Below are 18231 nucleotides of genomic sequence, written 5' to 3'. Positions count from 1 at the left end.
TTTCTGCCGTATTTTCCCAGAAAATTAAGAAGAAATAACTACTAGGTACGAATGGACGAAATGGAATTGGAGGAATTCCTTGCCATTTGGCAAGGAATTAGTCGCCAAGATTTAACGGTAATTTGCGAGTGTTCCGAAGCTACCGTTAATCACTGGTTTAGCAAGGGCTCTTCTCATCGAGAGCCAGCCGTACATCATAAACGACGACTTGCAGAGGCTCATCGAGCATTTTCCGGAATGCAGCTAGCCTCTCCACGGCTACTGCGAATATACAACAAGCTTTACGGACACAACCCGTAACGGCAGTCGCTACAACGGGGGGAACCCCCGCAACGCGCTGCCTCAAAAAGCTGTCATGGTAACAAAATTTTACCTAAACAACTTGTCATGGTAACAAAATTTTATCTAAACAACTTGTTATGGTAACAATGATCAACTAGACTAAATAATCTAATGCTAGCAACTAGGTTTAGTACCTAGTTTTATTTTTTATGAATGCTGAGCGGATTGCCCTGAGCGATGCCGTTCGCGTTAGCGTCTCCAGAGGAGAAGGGTGTCGAAGCATGGAGAAAATAGCTACAGAAGTCCCAATTGAACTTAAGGTAGGTAAGGTGCTAAAAATTATCCTCTTTGAGAAGAACTACTACATAACTAACTTTGAGGGATTAAAAGTTATTGAAACTTCATTAAACTGGCTTCAGGATATTAGCCCAAGGAAATTAAGGAGCTTAAAAAAATTTGGTTTTACGGGTGAATCTAAATTTATAATCTACAAGAATAAAATTGGATATTTTAAAAAAGAAGCCAGAAGCTTTGAAGAATGGGTAGCAGTCTGGACTTATTTTGCTTCGATGGGCAACACTAAAGCGGCGGAAATTCTGAGGCTTCTGACTCTTAAAAATTTAGGAGATCGCATCAAAGCCTCGGTCGTACCAGACTTCGACACATAACTCGTCGGTTAATGTAGTGGTAAGCGAGACAAACAAGAGAAGCTATGTCCCAGGCAACAGCTTTCGCGGACTGGGAACCTCCCATGCCGCCTACTAACTTGATTTTTGATGATGGTGAACCCTTGGAGACAAATCGCCACCGCATTGCCATGAACGTCCTCATCCGATCAATGCATCAAGCCTTGGCTGAGTGCGATGATTACTTTGCCGGGGGGAATATGTTTATTTACTACAGTAGCGCCCAGGTGAGGAACAGGGACTTCCGAGGACCGGATTTTTTTGTAGTGTTGGGTGTTGACGGCACAGATCGCCCCGGTTGGGTGGTGTGGGAAGAGAATGGTCGTTATCCCGATGTGATTGTAGAACTTATGTCACCTTCAACGGCAGAAGTCGATACGGGAACCAAGAAGGACATTTACGAACGGATTTTCCGCACCCCAGATTACTTTGTGTTCGATCCTTTTGACCCCAACTCTTTGCAAGGGTGGCACTTGGATTTGAACGAGGGCTATCAGCCGCTAGCCCCCAACGAGCAGGGGAGGTTGTGGTGTCAGCGGTTAGGTTTATGGTTGGGAATTTGGTCTGGGACGATAGAGCGAGTGCCTGCCGTGTGGTTGCGCTTTTATGACGAGGCGGGTAATCTTGTCCCCTTGCCAGAGGAAGCGGCAGGGCAGCAAGGACTCCTTGAGGGTGCTATGAGGCAGTTGTTACGTTTACTCGCTGCTCGCTTTGGGACGGTTCCACCGGATGTGGAGCTTCTCTTGCAAGCGCTTGATGTCAATCAACTGGGAGATTTAGTGGAGGTAGCAATCTCTGTGGATTCTTTGGAGCAATTTGTCACCCATTTGTCTTGAACAAAAATGAGTGACGCAGCTACAAGTTCAGCATCCATCTGCTGGGTCAGCGCTGACCCCATAACGACACCTCCGGAGGAGCAAAAATTGAATCGTCTGGGGAAGAACAAGGCGTGGCGACATACTTGGCAATATTTTCAATCTTTAAAATCCGGTCGGTATCTCGGATAAAAATTGGCACGATCGCTGCTCTAGATTCGAGTAATTCCTCTAAACCAATCTGAATTTCCCTACCCTGCCTAAATAATTTTTTAGCCGCTTTAACTACAATCATGGATAACTCAGCCCCAGTACAATTCACCGTCTGCCCTAGGAGGATTCGCCATTCCTTGGTGGTCAGCGGGCTGTTGCCGTCCCTGTAGCGCTCATCAAACCGCGCTAAATGCAGATGCAGAATATCCTTACGCTCACCCGCTTGGGGAAACCCCACATAGAAAATTTCATCAAACCGCCCCAACCGCGTCAACTCTGGTGGTAAAGAGTCCAATCGGTTTAGGGTTGCAATTACAAAGGTATGACTAGTTTTATCCTGCAACCAGGTCAGCAGGAACCCTAATACCTGCCGTTGCTGCACATCAGCCGCCACGCCGGGGTCAGGAAATAGCTTATCCATCTCATCAAAGTAAACCACTGCCGGAGCAGACGCCTCAATCCGGTCAATTAGTCGTCGTAAATAGGACGCACCCCCAGAAGCGATCGCACCCGTATCCACCGCAATCATCGGAAACCCCAGAATACTGGCACAAAACTTGCTGACAAACGTTTTCCCAGAACCAGGTACACCAACGAGTAACCACCCCTTGGGCAAAGGAATCCCTAAACGCCTAGCCTCGTGGGTATAATCCTGCTTTACCCCGTAAATACCAGAACGAATTCTATCCATCCCCCCAAAGTTTCCCACATCAGGGCGTGGGATAAAAGATAAATTGAATGCCCGGAGCCTTTGAATTTTAAAGTCCAGAAGTCCTTGTACGAGAGAACCCCCCCTAGCCTCAACCAAACGTAAACCAGTCCTGATTTCTTCTCTGCATAACCCACCCGCCGATAACGCTAACTGATGAATGTCAGTCTGAACTCCACACTCTTCCAGAAAAGCCACATTCTCCTCATAGCCTGGGAGAGGATTCCAAAATTCAGGGATAATACTGCCCAAGATAGGCGGCAATTCTACTTCCTGTGTCCCCAGTAAGATGACATGATTCGCAGAATCAGCCAAATCAGAAACTAGCATTATCAGAGCCGAGCGCAGATAGTAGTCATCGAGCAAGAAGGGGTGAAGGTCTTCTACGATAAATTTTTGACCTTCTTTCGCTAGAGTTATTGCCGCAAGGACTTCCAGTGGCGTTCGTACCTGAACAGATCTTTGATCCACGACGACCTTAGCAGTAGCCAAATTCCACAGTGAACATTGCCCCAGATGTGATGTGATTGAAGCAATGAGACGCGATCGCTCCGGCAACTGACATTGGACGGAGACAACGTTACGCCCAGATTTGAAAGCAAGGTCTAATTCTTTTGTTACCAACATTGATTCACTTCAAGAAATGTACACGCTCTTGGTCGCTATCGCGATTATTTGACAAGTATTGTTCACAAAGGAAGTCAGAAATGTCCTTATCAGAACTACCTCGTCAAGTAGAAGCCATCGTCAGTCAAATGCAAACACAACAACAACGAGAAGCGTTTATGGTGCATTTGTCATTCCTCCACAGAGAAGATCCTGGCACAAACCAACTGGTCAAGTTGGTAGTTGAGTACATAGAACACAATTATGTACTTGAAGAATATCCATCAGCTCTCGAAGAAATCCAAGCCGCATTAGATTTCGCATTAGCTGAATAAAGAGCCATCTCCAGCAACGGCTGGAGATATTTTTTTCTTGCCACGCTTCCCACCTCAAGTAATAAAAGCAAATGCGACTATCGTCGCTAAATATATGAAGCTTACTTAATACTTGACATGGCAATCTTCACTGCACACAAACAACTTTCGGATAACATACAGCCCATAATATCCTTTGATTACGGGGTTGTTCTCCTAATAACAAAAACACTCTCTTTACCTGACTACGATGGCAACCCTATATATCTCACAAAAGAGCATTTACTAGGGCTAAGTGCGCTCCTTAGTAAAATCAACAAAGGATGCAAGACAAGTGAAATTATAAAACCTGCAGAATGGTTTTACCAAATCCAGCCAGGAGAAGAGTCCTTTCGCCATCCTTTGGAGCAAATCATTCACAACATTGAATCAAATGAGTTACCCTTAATACTTTTAGAAGACTAGCAATCACCGCAATAACAATCTACAGCATTTGCTGTAGATTGTTATTGTTTTTAACCAACTTCCATTTGTTTTTTCTGTCCAGCTTGCCCTTGCCGCTGACCCGCCAAGTTAGGTAACATCTCCTCAAAGTGCTTCAAGTCTTTCTCTGTCATGCGCGATCGCGTATGTCCCTGACCAGAAGCTAAAAGTACCTCCCCCTGCTTATTCTTAATCATCACTGAACCCTTTGATGATTCCCAATCGTAAGAAAATCTCCCCTCCACCTTAGCCGTGCCACCATTTTGAGCAGCGTAGCGACTAAGTGCTGAGGTAATAGAGTTCACCCGTTTCAGATAGTCAGCTTCCGCTTTGCCTTCCGACACAAATGCCCCTTGAGGCTGATTTCCATTCTGCAAATCCTTCCGCAATCCCTCAATTTTCTTAGAATCTCTATCATCCAACCCTGGCAAACTAGCATCAACCTTAACCCCCATTACAGAAGACCTGAATTTCAACAACACAGCACCCTCTTTATCCGTAAGGGTGTAGTCCTTACCTTCACGCTTGAGATTATACTCAGCACCCTCATAACTATCCCCAGACTGCAAGTCCAACTTGTCTGCAAACTGCTTCAACGTTGATGCTGCCCGACTCCCCACAAAAGTATCCCGAACCTGCGTCACCATTTCTTCGATTTTGGAAGTCGTGCGCTGCCACCAATTTGGGTCTTGAGATTCTTGTATTCGTGCCTCCATCAGTTGGTCAAGACTTCGGCTCCGCTCAGTCTTAAGCTGAGGATTTGGCTCTTGCTCAGATACCTCTACTCGTAACTCTTGTGTAGATTGAGTCAAAACAGTTTTGAGCGACCCATCTTTCAGTTGACCAACCGCCTCTTCAATGCAGTCTAATCCTGTCTTTTCAGATGGTTTTTCAGTTTGAACTTCCTCATATTCAGTTGTCACACTCACATCAAAGCCTGAAACTTCCTCTTCAGTAGTCGGGAAAGATTCATCTAGGTCAACCTGAAAAAATTCATCCAGCTCATCCTGGATATCTCGCTCTGGCTCTGATTCAGCCTGAATTGGGTCAGGTAAACTATCAACCAAATCACTCACCAATTCAACCAGAACATTTTCCTGGGCTTCCTCGAAATTAACACCGTCAAAATCATCATCATAGTAATCCTCAACAATTGGTTGAGGCTGTTGCTCTTGAATGGGTTCATCTAAAGCCTCCAAAACCTGTTGCAGCTTGACCGAATCATTAACCAGCACCTGCCCAGACTCATCAACTTGAAAGACGACTTCATCCCCCAACTTGACCTTGATGGGTTCGCTTTCAATCTTAGAACCAACCTCAACAGTTGATGCTTCTCGGAGTTGTTCAATCTGCTCACTTCTGAGCCGATTAATCATTCGAGAACCAGCCTTGCCATAAACGAGTTCGGATTCCCCCATTTCATCTTGAGCAAATACCTTAACGTCTTCAGCTTGTACTCGACTTCTTTCCTCCCTTCGTTGTTCTGTTTCTTCGGCGGATTGTACAACTTGAATATCAGGCTTCAGTTCACCAGATTCCATCTGATGAATTTGTTCAGGCGAGATATCACAAATCTTTTCCCCAGATTCATTTTTGCCATAGAGCGTTTGCTTCTCCCCCTGCTCGTTAGTAACCGAGAGTTGTAAATTCTTTAATACATCCTGATTAATTTGAGCAAAATTAGCTAGCCAATTTTCAACTAACCGCTCATATTGTGCCTGAAATGATTCAGTATTTGCATTAACTTGCATTGTCAACCCACCAGTTTAAATACAGAAAATAACTTCAGTCGATGAACAATAACTTCATTACCCACAGCAAAAAACACCAACTCTCCGTCAAAATACATCGCCAGAAACAGAGAGTAGTGCTGTTGAGGAACAGAGATGTTTTTGACGTAGCCATTGACACGGGATAGAAGAAGCCCCGACTGGTCGAAACATTCAACAACAGTCGGCGAAGTCGGTGGAATTTGCGGATTGAAATAGGCGTCCTGTACCGCCTTCCTCCAAAAAGGATATCGAATCAGGATGTCCAATGCCTTCGATGACAACCGACTTAATAATTGACGTTCCAAGTTAAAACCCCTCCGATAAATCAGTCTGATTATCCTGCGGTGTAGGAAAAAGCTTCTCTGCCAATGCCCTGCGTTCCTCAAATTGACGAGTTCGCTCCTCATCAGAAACAGCTACCCCATTACGCTGAATAAGTTTTTGCCGAATTCCTTCCCACTTCTGTTCCGCCCACTTTTGCTCGTTAATATCTTCTGCTGGGACTTTAATGGGCGTCAGCATCGGCACATAAGCATCCTTCCCCCGAATAAAAGCAGGATTAATAACCACAGCTCGACCTGTTCCCAACTTCAAAAATTCGGCTGGCTCTACTAAGTACCGCTTCTGGCGTTGCTCTGAGGTACTTTTACTAGAACCTCCCTTTGAACCCGTACTTTTACTTTTAGAAGTAAATTCAACTTCTTCTTCGCCCAAATAATCCGCAAAAATTTTGGCAGATTCCCCGTCCTGGGGGTTGAAAATAAATTTGTTGGCTGTACCGCCGAAGATGGCACGGGCTAATTCTTTAGAGTAGAACTGTTCCAACTGAGCAATATTCTGATAGCCCAAGATTCCACAAAAGCCATCTTCGCGGTTTTCATTCAGCCAATTGACCAACTGAGGCAGATACAGAGTTGGCAACTCATCTAAAACAGTTATTAAGGGGTCTTTACGAGGCACAGTCCTGGACACATTGCGAGACACAACCATGTGCAGAATAGCCGCCAGAAGTGGACCCACAATATCCCGGTTATTTCGGTCTAAACCGAAAATCAGTAGTTGCTTCCCATCCAAATCCAGAGGTAGACTTGTCTGCCCACAAAATGCCCCAACAAAGTCCTTTTTCATAAACCGCATGAACAACCTCGCCGCACTACCAACGATGCCAGCAACGGTTTTCTCAGAATCCATCACCCCGAACAATTGGGAAAGAGGGCGTGAAGCCCAGACACTAATCGTGCCGTTACTAGCCGCGTGTTGTAAGCGCTGCGGTAAACTGGTCAAGCTGAGAATAGCCTGAGACATCATCAAATCACAGTACTTCGGGTCTTCTAGGCGTCCCACTGCCTTAGTCACCAACAGAATCCCCTCTACCAGTGAATCCCCTGCCTCCTCAAAAAACTTATCGCCGCCCTTGTCTCCCCCCTTGTTAAAATTCTTATTAACGACTTGAGCCAACTGACCCGCTGCGATCGCATCCTCCTCGTCCTTAATCAAATCCAGTGGGTTACAGACTTCCGACTCTGGAAACCCCGGTGCGAATACTCGGACGGTATAGCCGCGCTTCATGGCATAAGCCACCGCTCGTTTGGTCTGAGCCGGATATTTGAAGTCGTACAAAACTGTGGGGAACCCCTGATCTAACGCCGATCGCACCAACGGGTCAATCACACTAAAGGTTTTCCCAGAACCCGCCGCGCCTAGTACAGACGTACCTCGTTGAGCATCAGGCAGAAACAGCCCTTGGGCTTTAACCTTTGGTTTTGGCGGCTTTGATTTAGCCGGAACTAAGCCCTTAGCTTGCCACTCCCCGTGCAACCGCTCTCTTATTTCCTTCGGACATCCAATATAAAGAGACACCTCATTTCGGGTAACAACCTTCATCTGCTTTTTCGCCTTTTTTGCCCCCTTCGCTTTTTCCTTCACTCCCCCCAAATAACCCCTGGCGATTTTGCCCTTCTTATCCCCTCCCCCCAAAATTTGAACCAAAATCATTACCACCATCAAGGTGCCAATCATCATGCCATTTTTCGAGGTGGCAACTTCAATTAAAGGCTTCAGTTGGGGGTTGGATTGAAGGTTGGCTGGGACTTGAATAATATGCTTTGTCATCTCTCTACCCATATCAACTTGCACGCTATCGCCCCTTTTTAACTGTGAAAATTTTCACAGATGCCATTCAGGATGGCTGTTTTTTTTTAGCTCAGTAATAACTTTGGCTAACTTTCCCTGCTGGTAGCAGTAACGTGTCGCTATAATTCCCTCACTCTGAGACTGAGATGTGACAAAGCATTTCGCTGCCCCATGCCGCTCAAAGGTAAACAGGTCTAAATCTTTGGGTACTTTTTGCAAGTAAAAGCTGATGGAGTCGCCATCCACATAGGCTGAATACAAACAGCCTGCCACCCCGCAGAGTTCCTGGCTTCTGAAGTCAAAAATCAGAAAACCATCCCGTCGAACCACCTTGGGGTCTAGTTGTTCAGAACCCGTGTAGTTTTCCCGGATAACTGAATCGAGAAAAATCGGGTCAACAACCTGACGTGCTGAAACAAACCGCACCTGCTGCCTTATCGCAACAACGATAGAAAAAACCGCCACCAATACGGGTATCAACACTACCACAACGACCAATTGCTGATTCCGCTTTGGCAAAGATCTAAAGACTTTGAGAAACCGTTTCAACATCCCATTACCTCAAAACCTATGTGTCCAAATTAGACACATACATTTCAACATCCCATCCCTTTAAGCATTTGCTTATACTCTGCTAATTCAGTCGCACCATAAGTATGAGCTGACACTCCATTTACATCCATTGCCTCAGAATCAACAGGAATTCCCATACCACCAAACTGCATTTGAGCCACCCGCTCAATTAAGCGATCGCCCATAAATGTCTGCCCAGTAGTAGGGTCAATTTGCCCCAACGCTGTATCAACCAATCCCTGCAAATCTGAACTACTCAGGGTTTTACCTAGCACATTCATATTCACAAACGCCTTGCACCCCAATGGATCGGATTTAGTGAAACTGGAGCCTGTTTGGTTGGAGTTATTATTTTTTGAACCAGTCGGTTGAACACTGGTGTTTGAATTCTGTACAGCTTTCTGTGACAGCTCACTTCCAGCCTGTTGCACTTGTGACAATGCAACTTGTGTCGGTGTGGATGCTGTATCACTCTTACTGTTATCAATTGTTCCCAGTAGAATTGGGTCATTTTCACTGAAACTCATTAGAGGAACACCGCCGATAAAATAGGGAGTGCAGCCTAAATCAGGAATACCTCGCTTGCAAATCCGAAAGAATAGAGCTAAATCTCCAGACGCTGTGGCTTCGTCGAGATTCCAAACCACGACCTTAAAAGCGTCACCAAACAGCAGCCGTCCAGTTGGTTCCAGCCCGTTATTTACCTGACCTAAAACCCCTTCTCCCCCCTTAACCTCTTGGTACTTGCCACTTACCCATTCTCGTCCCAGCACACCCGACGCTCCCGACACTTCGATATGAGCGCAACCTTTATCGCAAGGAACACCAAAGCCCTCAACATTACTGCCGGAGATTGTTTTGGAAAGCTTTGACTCAGCGGCACCAAACACCACATCTACCTTGCCAACCGTCGCACCATTGGCTTCTACCCCAAATTCACTTAATGGCACCTGGGTAAGATTTGGAACTTCATTAAGAACCTCCGATTGCCAGTCTTTTAAAGCTCCTAACTGAGTCAGTTCTAGGTTAGGAATATCGCCCACCTGATATTGGGTTAAATCAAGAGAGCTAAAAGAGAGTTCACCCAGTTGTGGGTTAGACTGCAACACTTTACTCAACGTTTTTGAGGTATCAAACCCACCCACTTGTTGCCCGATTAAATCCTGAATCGGTATAACCTGAGCAATTGGGAAATCAGCAAGTTCTGGAATAGCCTCCACTAAACTGTTAAGGGTTTGTTTCGCCATTAATCCAAACTCATCTAAGCTGAACCCTTTTGGGTCAATGCCACCTGCCAGCTCCCCTAACGTATGCAGAGTAGTTGCCCCAAAATTCAGGGAAGGAAAATCGCCTAAACTCATAAATTCCCCTGGCTTCTGCCCTTGAGTCCAAATCTTGGAAGGGTCATAACCAAGTTGATTAACCACAGATGAGTCAGCTTGGTAGCTCCCGGAAGAATTAATTGCCCCTAGAGAATCAAATGTAATTTCCTCCCAATTAGGAACTTTAGCCCCATTAACTTCTGTCGTTGGAATATCGGCTTTAGCCATCAACAAAATTCCAGAACAAACCAATGCCAGTCCAAGCCCTGTAACAAAAAAGTAGGCTAGCTTAAAAATTGTTTTCATCGTCCTCTTCTCCAAGTGATGGAATAATTTCAACAATTTGTACCCCAGGATTATTCTTCTGAACGATTCGGAATGTGGAAATCTTTAAATCCCCAGACTCCCCGGAGGTAATAATCGTAAGCAAACTTCTCCCAGTTGTAGAAAACCCCTCGATTCGCAATGGGTTAATTCGCTTCAGATGAACAGTTGTCGCCGTGGGGCGATCGCACTCTGCCGAATACCCAACCAAACATCCATCCACATCCATAACCACCCAGGTTGGATCGTCCAGCCAGACCTTTTGGATAATCCGTCCTGTGGGGATGAACGTGATATTTACACCCGACCCTTGCGCTAAACCAATTTCTGGCGTTTGGGTTGAATCAATCTTGACCTGAACGACTTGTCCTGAGCTTTGCCGAAGGATGTCGGACGCCAGCGCAGATTGGCATAATGGTTCGGCTCCGCTCACCATAAAAAGAAGCAATCCCAGAACAAATGGTTCGGCTCCGCGAAAGCTGAGCTTGTCGAAGCTCACCATAAATGGAACTCGCATCTCTCTAAATCCTCACTGGCTGAGTTACTCGAATAATTACCTGTAACCCTGGTGGCAGCATCCAGGCATTGTCCTGGTCATTCATCCGCTCAATTGCATCCTCGTTGCGGGAAGCGATCGCGTCTAGTACTGGAGTTGCGCCGCCTTCCATAATTGCCCCAAGCAAGTTAGGCTCCCCAGATACTGAAGTTGATGAAGTACTCGTTGAGCTGCCACTAGTACTCGTTGAGGACTGCTGCTTAGGACGATTCAAAATTTCCCCCAGCTTTGAAACAGCCCCCAGTGCAAAGAGTCCCAAGTCCATCGATGCCACATCTGATCCGACATCAAACAACCTCTGAGCAATCAACGGGCGTCCGTCACTCTCCAACGCAAAGGCTGCACTAACGGCACGCTCATTGCCCTCCTGGTCTACAACAGAGACGGCTTTGGCTGAAACCAGTCCACTGCTGTCCACCCCCTCAACCTCAAAAACTAAAAACTGCCCCGCCGCGATCGCACTATTTCCCTCCACATCCGGCATATCCTCAGTCAGAGTCACTACAAACCGCTGACCTGTCCCATCTTCTGGAATTGCCACTGGAACAGCAATCTCCCCAGCGACGACTGTCCCGGCTTGAACCACTTGGCGATCAGGTTGTTGATAGGCAACAGGAGAAACATCGGTTTTAACCTCTGCCTGCGGCAATACCACCTGTCCATAACTCCCCAAACCCGCTAATTTTGCCCACTGTTCCGTTTGATCTTCTTGCCCTGAGCGGAGTCGAAGGGCTGACTCTTGGGCTATAGGAGGCGGAGTTAGAGTTTTTTGAACAGGAGGCGGTGGTGGTGGCAGAGCAGGTACGGACAAAGCCGGGGGTTCAGATTTAGGCTTGGGCATTACCCGTGGAGGTGGCGGTGAGATAGCAACCCGGCGGGGTGGCGGAGGCGGCGGTTGAGATACAGGCGGTCTATCAATAGCTGATGGTGCTTGAGTCGGCGCAGCAGTAGGAGTAGGAGTTGGCATCGTTTCAGTTTTTGGCTTGCTGAGTGTCGTTTTTTTGTCTGATTTCTCATCCAATTCACTCAATTCTCCAGCCTGAGTTGACAGTGCTAACTGAGTTTTGAGCTTCCCCTCATCAGTCTCATCTTTTTCAACCACAACCGATGGCATCTCTTTGGAAGTTGGCTTAACCGCCGCCTCTTTAGCCATCTTGGGTGGATTTTTCATCATCGTTGTGAGAGCAAACCCACCAATGCCAAAAACAACCGATAAACCTACTGCGATAAATGTCAGTTTGGCATAGGGATTTTTAGCCAGAGTCCGCTTAGTTTTGTTATCGTGAGGTTCTGGCTTTGTCTCTTCCTCAAATAAGTCCGCTTGGTCAACAACATTTTGCCCAGTCAGGTTCTCCTGACTATTTAAGCTTCCAACTTGCTCAGTTTCAGCGTCTGAGTCCAATCCTATTAGTGCCGCTAATTTCGCCTCATCCCAATCCGGTTGACTGGTAACAACAGCACCATTTTGATCACTCATTTCAAATCCTCCCGTACCAAATCTCGAATCGCATAAATTTCTACTCCACTAGAACGCATTTGTTGAACGGCTAGAGCGATGCCAGATAGATGAGGCTGATAATTAGGAACTTCTACAGCCTGGAGAAATACATCCTTATTAAACGGAATCGCTCTCCCTGCTATGTCACTCTGGTCAAAAACTAATAAATTACTGACTACAGAAATCTTCCATTTCCCTGGCTCAATTTGAATCGGCTTTTGAATATCCAATGGGACGAATATCACCTTGGTTATCCCAGAAAATATGCCCTCTGGTGTCAATTTTGCCAACTCTTGCAGGAACTCTTTCCTAAAATCCTCACTCAGGGCAAAAGAAGCTTGATAGGTCGGAATCGTAACCTTCTCTTGCCTCCCTTCCACCTTGATTTCAACGCCAGAATCCTCAGTTTGACTGGCATTTTCCCCTTCCCCTGGCAGTGTTCCTGACCAGCTCATGAGCATAGATAACGCTCTACTCGTGAAGGTCATTAGCACTTCAGGAGTGCGCTCTTTGGAACCTAATTGCGTAACTGAAATGCTGTCTCCCGATGCCAACTGTACCAAGGTAGGAACAGGACGTTTGGCTAAACTGTTGTAGGAGAAGAATAGAAAGCCTTGAATTATCAAACTCAACGTACTGAGTCCTACCCCAGTTAAAGCACAAATCCCTAGCAAGTCATTATTACTAAAACGCGATGATGTTTTTCGCTCTAAGAACTTCAAGCGATACTGTGAATCTTCCATTTTTTATCATTAGTCACTAGTCATTAGTCATTAGTCATTAGTCATTGGTCGTTAGTTTTTCACAAAGGACGAATGACTCACAGAAACTACCGCATTCCAAAGGGGAGTACTCGCCCGACACCAAACGTTGCCATGGAAGAAAGACTGTTAAAGACTGCCATCCCCCCACCTGATGCCAACACCAACGAAAGAACAGGCGCTAATATCCCCGTCGCAAAGGCAAATATCATCGGATCATTACTTCCGGCGTTAACCACCATCGTGGCAACCAAGCCGCAAATAATATTGAAGGATAACTTCGCCATCCCGATAGAGAAAAAACCAGTTAGCCACGCAAAAATCGACTTCTGTCCTACAGGAAGTAGTGTCCCACCAACCGCCAGGGGTCCCAGTAGCCCTGTCAACAACATAGACACTTCAACTATCCACTGAAACGCGATGCCAAACGCTAGCAACCACCCCCGAACTGCCACGCTAAAAACATTCCCCCAAGAAAACCCTGACCTAATCCCATCTAAAAACTTTTGAAAACCAGAAGTCTGCCCTGATCCAGACATTTGTTGCGCTTGGCTTTGGGCATCAGCTAGACAGGATTGTTGCTGAGTTGGGTCAGCGATTGAGGAGCATTGAGAAACTAATCCTTCTGCCACATCCTGCTTCCCAACTTCCTGCATAATTTGCTTATACGCATCACCAAGCCGAACCGAACTGGACGTGGATGCCAAAACAACTTTATTTGTGTCATTGATGATGCCACGTAATGCCAAGGTGCCCGTTGCCAGCAATGCTCCATTATTCGCGAGTAGTGTAACGACTATCATGGGCCAGATAATCTCGGTCAAAGGCAAGAGATAGTCATCCTCTAAAAGAGCCTTAGCCAAATTCACAACCCACAAAACCAGCGTTCCAACTGCAAAGAAAATCCCCAGTTTCGCGATCGCAGCATAAAGCCCCCCTGACCCAATAACGTCTGCCCACATCTGGTCAAACGCACCAGCTACCGTTTCTGCCGCCAGTTGCCCGTCTTCGATGATTTGAGTCGCTTGCCCCGCCGTGGCTTCAGCAAATATCCACATGAGCCTGTTTCCAATCAGAATAAAAAGGGGTTCGTTATGTGTCCAGAGTGGACACATAACATTGCCTAGAACAACGCCGCTTGAGATGCGGTTCTCAAATTAGAAAACCCTGTCCCCACTCGTTCAGCATTCTGCTGCTGTTGCTGTCCGTCGAGAGTTCGGGAAACATTCGTTTGGATTAGATTTCCTGTGGCTTGTTGCTCATTCATTTTCAGTAAATCAGAGCGCACCCCTCCCAATACCTGCGTTGCTTCAGCTTGTTGAAGCGCAACCTGTTTCATCACATTCTGCGTGACATCCATACCTTGAGCCGCTTGCCCCTGCTGCCCAACGGTTTCGAGTTGTGTCTGGGTTTGCTGGTAGGCTTGAGCTTGTGCAGATTGCCCATCCTCTGACAAAATAGCGGAAGCAGATGCCCGCGCCGTCTGGCGGTCAGCCTCATTTGCAACCCCATCCTTCGAGAAGATTGGGGAATCAGTAACGACCTTATCTAACTCCTTACGCAGTTGCGCTGGGTCAGGGAGTCCCAGCTCACCAACGGCATCTTCTGCAATGCCTTCAAACTCTTCCCCAAACCCACTTAGTTGATTACCGATATCTGAGACATAGGATTCGACTGCAGACTTGGCTTCATTAAACCAATCCGTAAGGCTTGATAACGGATTGCCTTCATCAGCATGCGCCGGGGTCGCAACCGCCACCACCAAAACCGTGACAGCTACCGCAAACATTGATTTTGTCATTTCTTTACCTCTTATGAAGCTCGAATTTTTGCGACTAGCTCCTTAGCAAAATCATTCAGAGCCAGTAATTTATTAGATGCACCCGCAAGAGCTGCCGTCCTAGCCATTTGCTCATCCGGGTTATTCGCGACAGCGGCTAAGAGTTGGTAAGCCGGATAAAATCTGGCTTGAGTAAACGTCCCCATATCGTTGATGAGCCACTGGCTGTAAATGCCTTCCTTCTTCGGGAAAAAGCTCTCCGTTGAATTTTGGATGATGATTTCCCTTGGATACTTGAGAATCTCCACGAAACTATCCACCGCAGTCGGCTGAATCCGACCGACCAACTGCGTTGTCATGTTCTGAAAAATCTTTGTACCACCAGGAGACTTGGCGATACTATCGGGGTCTTGAGCTGATAAAATCACTCTCACCCCAGCTTTCGCCCCATTAGCACACAACCGTGCAACCAACAGGCTGATGGCATCGTACTCAAAAAGGATAGGACTCTCATCAATGAAAAACACAGACGCCGGGGATGCCAATGCCCGACGGAGTGCTGCTGAGTAAGCACTCAAGGAAAGAATAGCGGCGTCCTCATCATTGGACAAATTAGCCAATGCAAAGATGAGCAACTGGGCATCGGTTCGGAAAGTGGATGGGCGGCTGATGCTCTTACCAATCCTGCTATTAAGCCAAAAGTTGAGCTGCACCTTAATCCGATTCATCGCAGCCTTCACATCCTCTGATACCCCATCCATGCGGAGGCGCTCATAGGAGCAATAGCTGATAAAATCAGTTAAGGTTGGCATGGATGACCAAGCCGCCGAGCCAAATCCGTCGATAAACGCTTGGGCATAGCGATCGCGGATTAAGTCATCTTGGTAGAAGGCAGCGATCGCTAGTGTGATGATTGATCGCACCATGTCTGCAAGCGCCTTCTCACTCCCTCCCACCTTGGAGCCAATCACCATGGTCATCAGTGCCGACACCAGGAAGTCTTTGTAATCCTCAAATCTGTCCCGCTGCAAGTCAGGGGGAAGGTTGCTCAAGTCGGGGATTTCAAAAAGGTTGGAACTTTCCGAACTGACATTGAAGTAAGCACCACGATCACCCATGAATTGGGTATAGTCGGTGAATGTTGAAGTTCCGTCTGGCTTGGGATAATCCATTGCCACCACGGGCATCCCGTGAGCTAATGCTTGAGTTAGTAACCCTGAAGCAATCACAGATTTCCCAGAACGGGTTGTACCAAATAGCCCGATGTTCCGGTGTTTGGTACAGTAGTCAATGAAGATGGGAGTTCCCCCCTCAGCCGCGATTAACTCCAAGCCCGTTTTATCAATCGCCCGTGGCTTGATGAGTGGCATCAGACCAAGCACTTCACTACTTAAGTAAACCTGCCGACGATTAAACGGACGAGCCAGTAGACGTTCCCAACAAATCGGGAGAGTTTGCGTCCAGACAAGCCACGGGTATTCCAGCTCTGGAGCAACCCAAGCGGGACGCAGAAAAAGGGACGAGATGAACCGACAGGCATCCTCAAGTTGATTCACCGCATCCCGATGCACCAGGAAAATCACCGCTGTATGGAATGGCACCGAACCTTCATACAGCGCCTCTTGAGCGTCTACACCCTTTTTGAGATTGAGTCCAGCCTTGACATCAATCGTTCCTGATTTGCTAGCCACGGTTGATGTCGTAATCGCCTGCTTGGTGAGGCGCTGCATATTGGTTTTAATCATGCCCTCGTTCGCCCTAGTGAGTTGGCAGATTATCTCGGTATCGTAGATGGCGTCACGAGCTAGGACTTCCCACAGGTAGCGCATTTGGGCATTCTTATTGAGCCAACCGGCGGGTTTATCGACGAACGTCAGTACCCCAACATACTTGTCTTTAACATTGACCCAATGCCGATCCGCGACGGGTACAGAATCTGCCATTAATAAGGTGACGGGAGACAACTCAGACTGAACTTCTTCTGATAGCCCGTCATCCCCAAACACCAGAGTCTGCGGCACGGCGACGGGCACAGAGTTATTAAACCGTCGCCATAAAATTTCCCACAACTCCACCTCATTTAGAGGGCGAACATCCAACCCCAGTTTGTTACTGAGCATCATCTCCCAGCGCTGGAACCCGTCCGTAAATGCCTGGGACAGAAGGCGTTCAATTCTTGTAAATTGAAGCTTTTGCAATTCCCCGGTGAACGACTTCCACATCCGCTCACCACGAGCCAGCATTTTTTCGACATAATCTCCAGGCTCCACATCCGGTTCAACGGTATAGGAGACATAGAGAATCAAGGTTTTGGGCTTACGAATTCCTTGGTCGGTAAGTTCCTTGACACGAGCGCGATCGCCCATAACGAGGAACTGCAATTCTGGAGACGGAGCAGCCTTACTCAGCCCAGCTAACTGCTGCTGACGTTCAGTGTCGGAAGTAAAGGAAGCCATGTGGACGGTTAACTGCTCACCCTCTGGGAAATCCTTGAGTCCAGATTCCAGAGCGTCAAATATCGGATCAACTTGTTCGGTACGAAGTGCAGAGTGAATACCCCGACACTCAAACCCAAACTGAATTTTGAAGTTGTTTTCCCCCTTACGAAGCACATAACCACCAATCCGGCGTGAATTTAACTCAATCCGCAGCATGGTTGTCAGATTGAAAAAGTCCTCCACTGGAGTTCCCTTACGCTTTGCCACTCCATCATCAAAGCGCTTACTGCCAATCTTTTTATTTGGGTTTTTCGTCTGTGACTTGCTCATGACCCAAAATTCTCCGATATCGCCCGTACCCTCTAACCCAATAGGGTGTCCCGACAAACTTGGCTAAGAAACGCCAGGGTTTACTACCTGTAATTACCCACCAGGTTGACATCCCCCACAAAGCAACAACACCCGTCCACGTCCAGCTAAATCCCAATGCCCGACAAACATAAATACTGATGCCAAATATCATGCTCCAGGGGATGATTTGTTCAGCCGGAAACGGACCCACTCCCGGCTGTTTTCCCAAGTTTTCGTTGACTTTGCGAAACTTGGGTTCGCTCATGTTCCAGTTCCAGCCCCTGTGATAAAACCAACGGTAATGTCTGTAATGGCAACCAAGACCAAAATCCCACATTCCGCACTTCAATATGTAGTATAACTGAAGTATGAGGGGCGATCGCTAAACGATCCAAATAATCAAGTAAAAGTACTCAGTTGACTAAGAGTTCGCGTCAGATTGACGCGAACTCGTTCTGGACTTATCTCCTTAATGTCATCAAGTGGTGCTTATTGACAATAAAGACTCATGACCCCCGACTCCTTCAATCAGGATAAGCTTGACTATTTTCCGTTAATTTTTGGGTCGAAAAAGAGAAGAATTAACCGGATAAAATATAATAGTTCTGACAAGAT

The 18231-nt window shown here is 46.9% G+C and carries 18 protein-coding genes; 5 read left to right on the top strand and 13 right to left on the bottom strand.

What is annotated here, in order from left to right; translation table 11 throughout:
- Positions 1 to 51: 51 nt before the first annotated feature.
- From IQ257_RS19770 to IQ257_RS19760, 3 genes are all read left to right on the top strand, one after another.
- Entirely contained in the window at positions 52 to 300 is a 249-nt protein-coding gene (locus IQ257_RS19770; RefSeq protein WP_193878216.1) for a hypothetical protein, read from the top strand.
- A 191-nt stretch (positions 301 to 491) separates the two neighbouring features.
- A complete protein-coding gene (locus IQ257_RS19765; protein ID WP_193878214.1) occupies positions 492 to 950 on the top strand; it encodes a hypothetical protein in 459 nt (152 codons plus the stop codon).
- A 44-nt stretch (positions 951 to 994) separates the two neighbouring features.
- Complete coding sequence (locus IQ257_RS19760) at positions 995 to 1804, top strand: Uma2 family endonuclease (protein ID WP_193878212.1); 810 nt, start codon at positions 995 to 997, stop codon at positions 1802 to 1804.
- Between the two features lie 46 nt (positions 1805 to 1850).
- Here the strand turns inward: IQ257_RS19760 and IQ257_RS19755 are convergent, their stop codons facing one another.
- Positions 1851 to 3332 carry an ATP-binding protein gene (locus IQ257_RS19755; RefSeq protein WP_193878210.1) on the bottom strand — a complete coding sequence of 494 codons (1482 nt, stop codon included), beginning with the start codon at positions 3330 to 3332 and terminating at the stop codon, positions 1851 to 1853.
- An 80-nt stretch (positions 3333 to 3412) separates the two neighbouring features.
- Here IQ257_RS19755 and IQ257_RS19750 point away from each other — a divergent pair, with 80 nt between their 5' ends.
- Positions 3413 to 3646, top strand: coding sequence for a hypothetical protein (locus tag IQ257_RS19750; RefSeq protein ID WP_193878208.1), 234 nt, complete (start codon positions 3413 to 3415; stop codon positions 3644 to 3646).
- Positions 3647 to 3763: 117 nt separating this feature from the next.
- Positions 3764 to 4090: a hypothetical protein gene (locus tag IQ257_RS19745; RefSeq protein WP_193878206.1), complete on the top strand. Its 327-nt coding sequence runs from the start codon at positions 3764 to 3766 to the stop codon at positions 4088 to 4090.
- A gap of 50 nt (positions 4091 to 4140) precedes the next feature.
- Here IQ257_RS19745 and IQ257_RS19740 read toward each other — a convergent pair whose 3' ends face one another.
- The 12 genes from IQ257_RS19740 to IQ257_RS19685 form a co-directional block, all read right to left on the bottom strand.
- Positions 4141 to 5859 (bottom strand): hypothetical protein, encoded by a 1719-nt coding sequence (locus IQ257_RS19740; RefSeq protein ID WP_193878204.1) that lies wholly within the window; start codon positions 5857 to 5859, stop codon positions 4141 to 4143.
- Between the two features lie 2 nt (positions 5860 to 5861).
- On the bottom strand, positions 5862 to 6185 hold the full coding sequence (locus IQ257_RS19735; RefSeq protein WP_193878202.1) for a hypothetical protein: 324 nt from the start codon (positions 6183 to 6185) through the stop codon (positions 5862 to 5864).
- A gap of 1 nt (position 6186) precedes the next feature.
- Positions 6187 to 7992, bottom strand: a complete 1806-nt coding sequence (locus IQ257_RS19730) for a type IV secretory system conjugative DNA transfer family protein (RefSeq protein WP_193933174.1) — start codon at positions 7990 to 7992, stop codon at positions 6187 to 6189.
- 54 nt (positions 7993 to 8046) lie between these two features.
- Positions 8047 to 8565, bottom strand: coding sequence for a hypothetical protein (locus IQ257_RS19725; RefSeq protein ID WP_193933172.1), 519 nt, complete (start codon positions 8563 to 8565; stop codon positions 8047 to 8049).
- A 44-nt stretch (positions 8566 to 8609) separates the two neighbouring features.
- Positions 8610 to 10214 (bottom strand): hypothetical protein, encoded by a 1605-nt coding sequence (locus tag IQ257_RS19720; RefSeq protein ID WP_193882432.1) that lies wholly within the window; start codon positions 10212 to 10214, stop codon positions 8610 to 8612.
- Positions 10198 to 10749 (bottom strand): hypothetical protein, encoded by a 552-nt coding sequence (locus IQ257_RS19715; RefSeq protein WP_193882429.1) that lies wholly within the window; start codon positions 10747 to 10749, stop codon positions 10198 to 10200. Before IQ257_RS19715 ends, IQ257_RS19720 begins: the two co-directional genes overlap by 17 nt.
- 4 nt (positions 10750 to 10753) lie before the next feature.
- Positions 10754 to 12265, bottom strand: coding sequence for a TrbI/VirB10 family protein (locus tag IQ257_RS19710; protein WP_193933170.1), 1512 nt, complete (start codon positions 12263 to 12265; stop codon positions 10754 to 10756).
- Complete coding sequence (locus IQ257_RS19705) at positions 12262 to 13029, bottom strand: hypothetical protein (protein ID WP_193881827.1); 768 nt, start codon at positions 13027 to 13029, stop codon at positions 12262 to 12264. The genes IQ257_RS19710 and IQ257_RS19705 overlap by 4 nt, the downstream gene beginning before the upstream one ends.
- An 86-nt stretch (positions 13030 to 13115) precedes the next feature.
- The gene (locus IQ257_RS19700; RefSeq protein ID WP_193881823.1) at positions 13116 to 14105 is read right to left on the bottom strand and encodes a hypothetical protein; all 990 of its coding nucleotides are present in this window, start codon (positions 14103 to 14105) and stop codon (positions 13116 to 13118) included.
- A 65-nt stretch (positions 14106 to 14170) separates the two neighbouring features.
- Positions 14171 to 14848 carry a hypothetical protein gene (locus IQ257_RS19695; RefSeq protein WP_193881820.1) on the bottom strand — a complete coding sequence of 226 codons (678 nt, stop codon included), beginning with the start codon at positions 14846 to 14848 and terminating at the stop codon, positions 14171 to 14173.
- An 11-nt stretch (positions 14849 to 14859) separates the two neighbouring features.
- Positions 14860 to 17595 carry a hypothetical protein gene (locus IQ257_RS19690; protein WP_193881817.1) on the bottom strand — a complete coding sequence of 912 codons (2736 nt, stop codon included), beginning with the start codon at positions 17593 to 17595 and terminating at the stop codon, positions 14860 to 14862.
- The gene (locus IQ257_RS19685; protein WP_193881814.1) at positions 17564 to 17881 is read right to left on the bottom strand and encodes a hypothetical protein; all 318 of its coding nucleotides are present in this window, start codon (positions 17879 to 17881) and stop codon (positions 17564 to 17566) included. The genes IQ257_RS19690 and IQ257_RS19685 overlap by 32 nt, the downstream gene beginning before the upstream one ends.
- Positions 17882 to 18231: the final 350 nt, after the last annotated feature.

It is taken from the genome of Coleofasciculus sp. LEGE 07092 (assembly GCF_015207375.1).
In the GTDB taxonomy this organism is placed as follows: Bacteria; Cyanobacteriota; Cyanobacteriia; order Cyanobacteriales; family Coleofasciculaceae; genus LEGE-07092.
The sequence above is the reverse complement of the archived record's forward strand: the minus strand, read 5'-3'. Positions and strand labels throughout refer to the sequence as shown.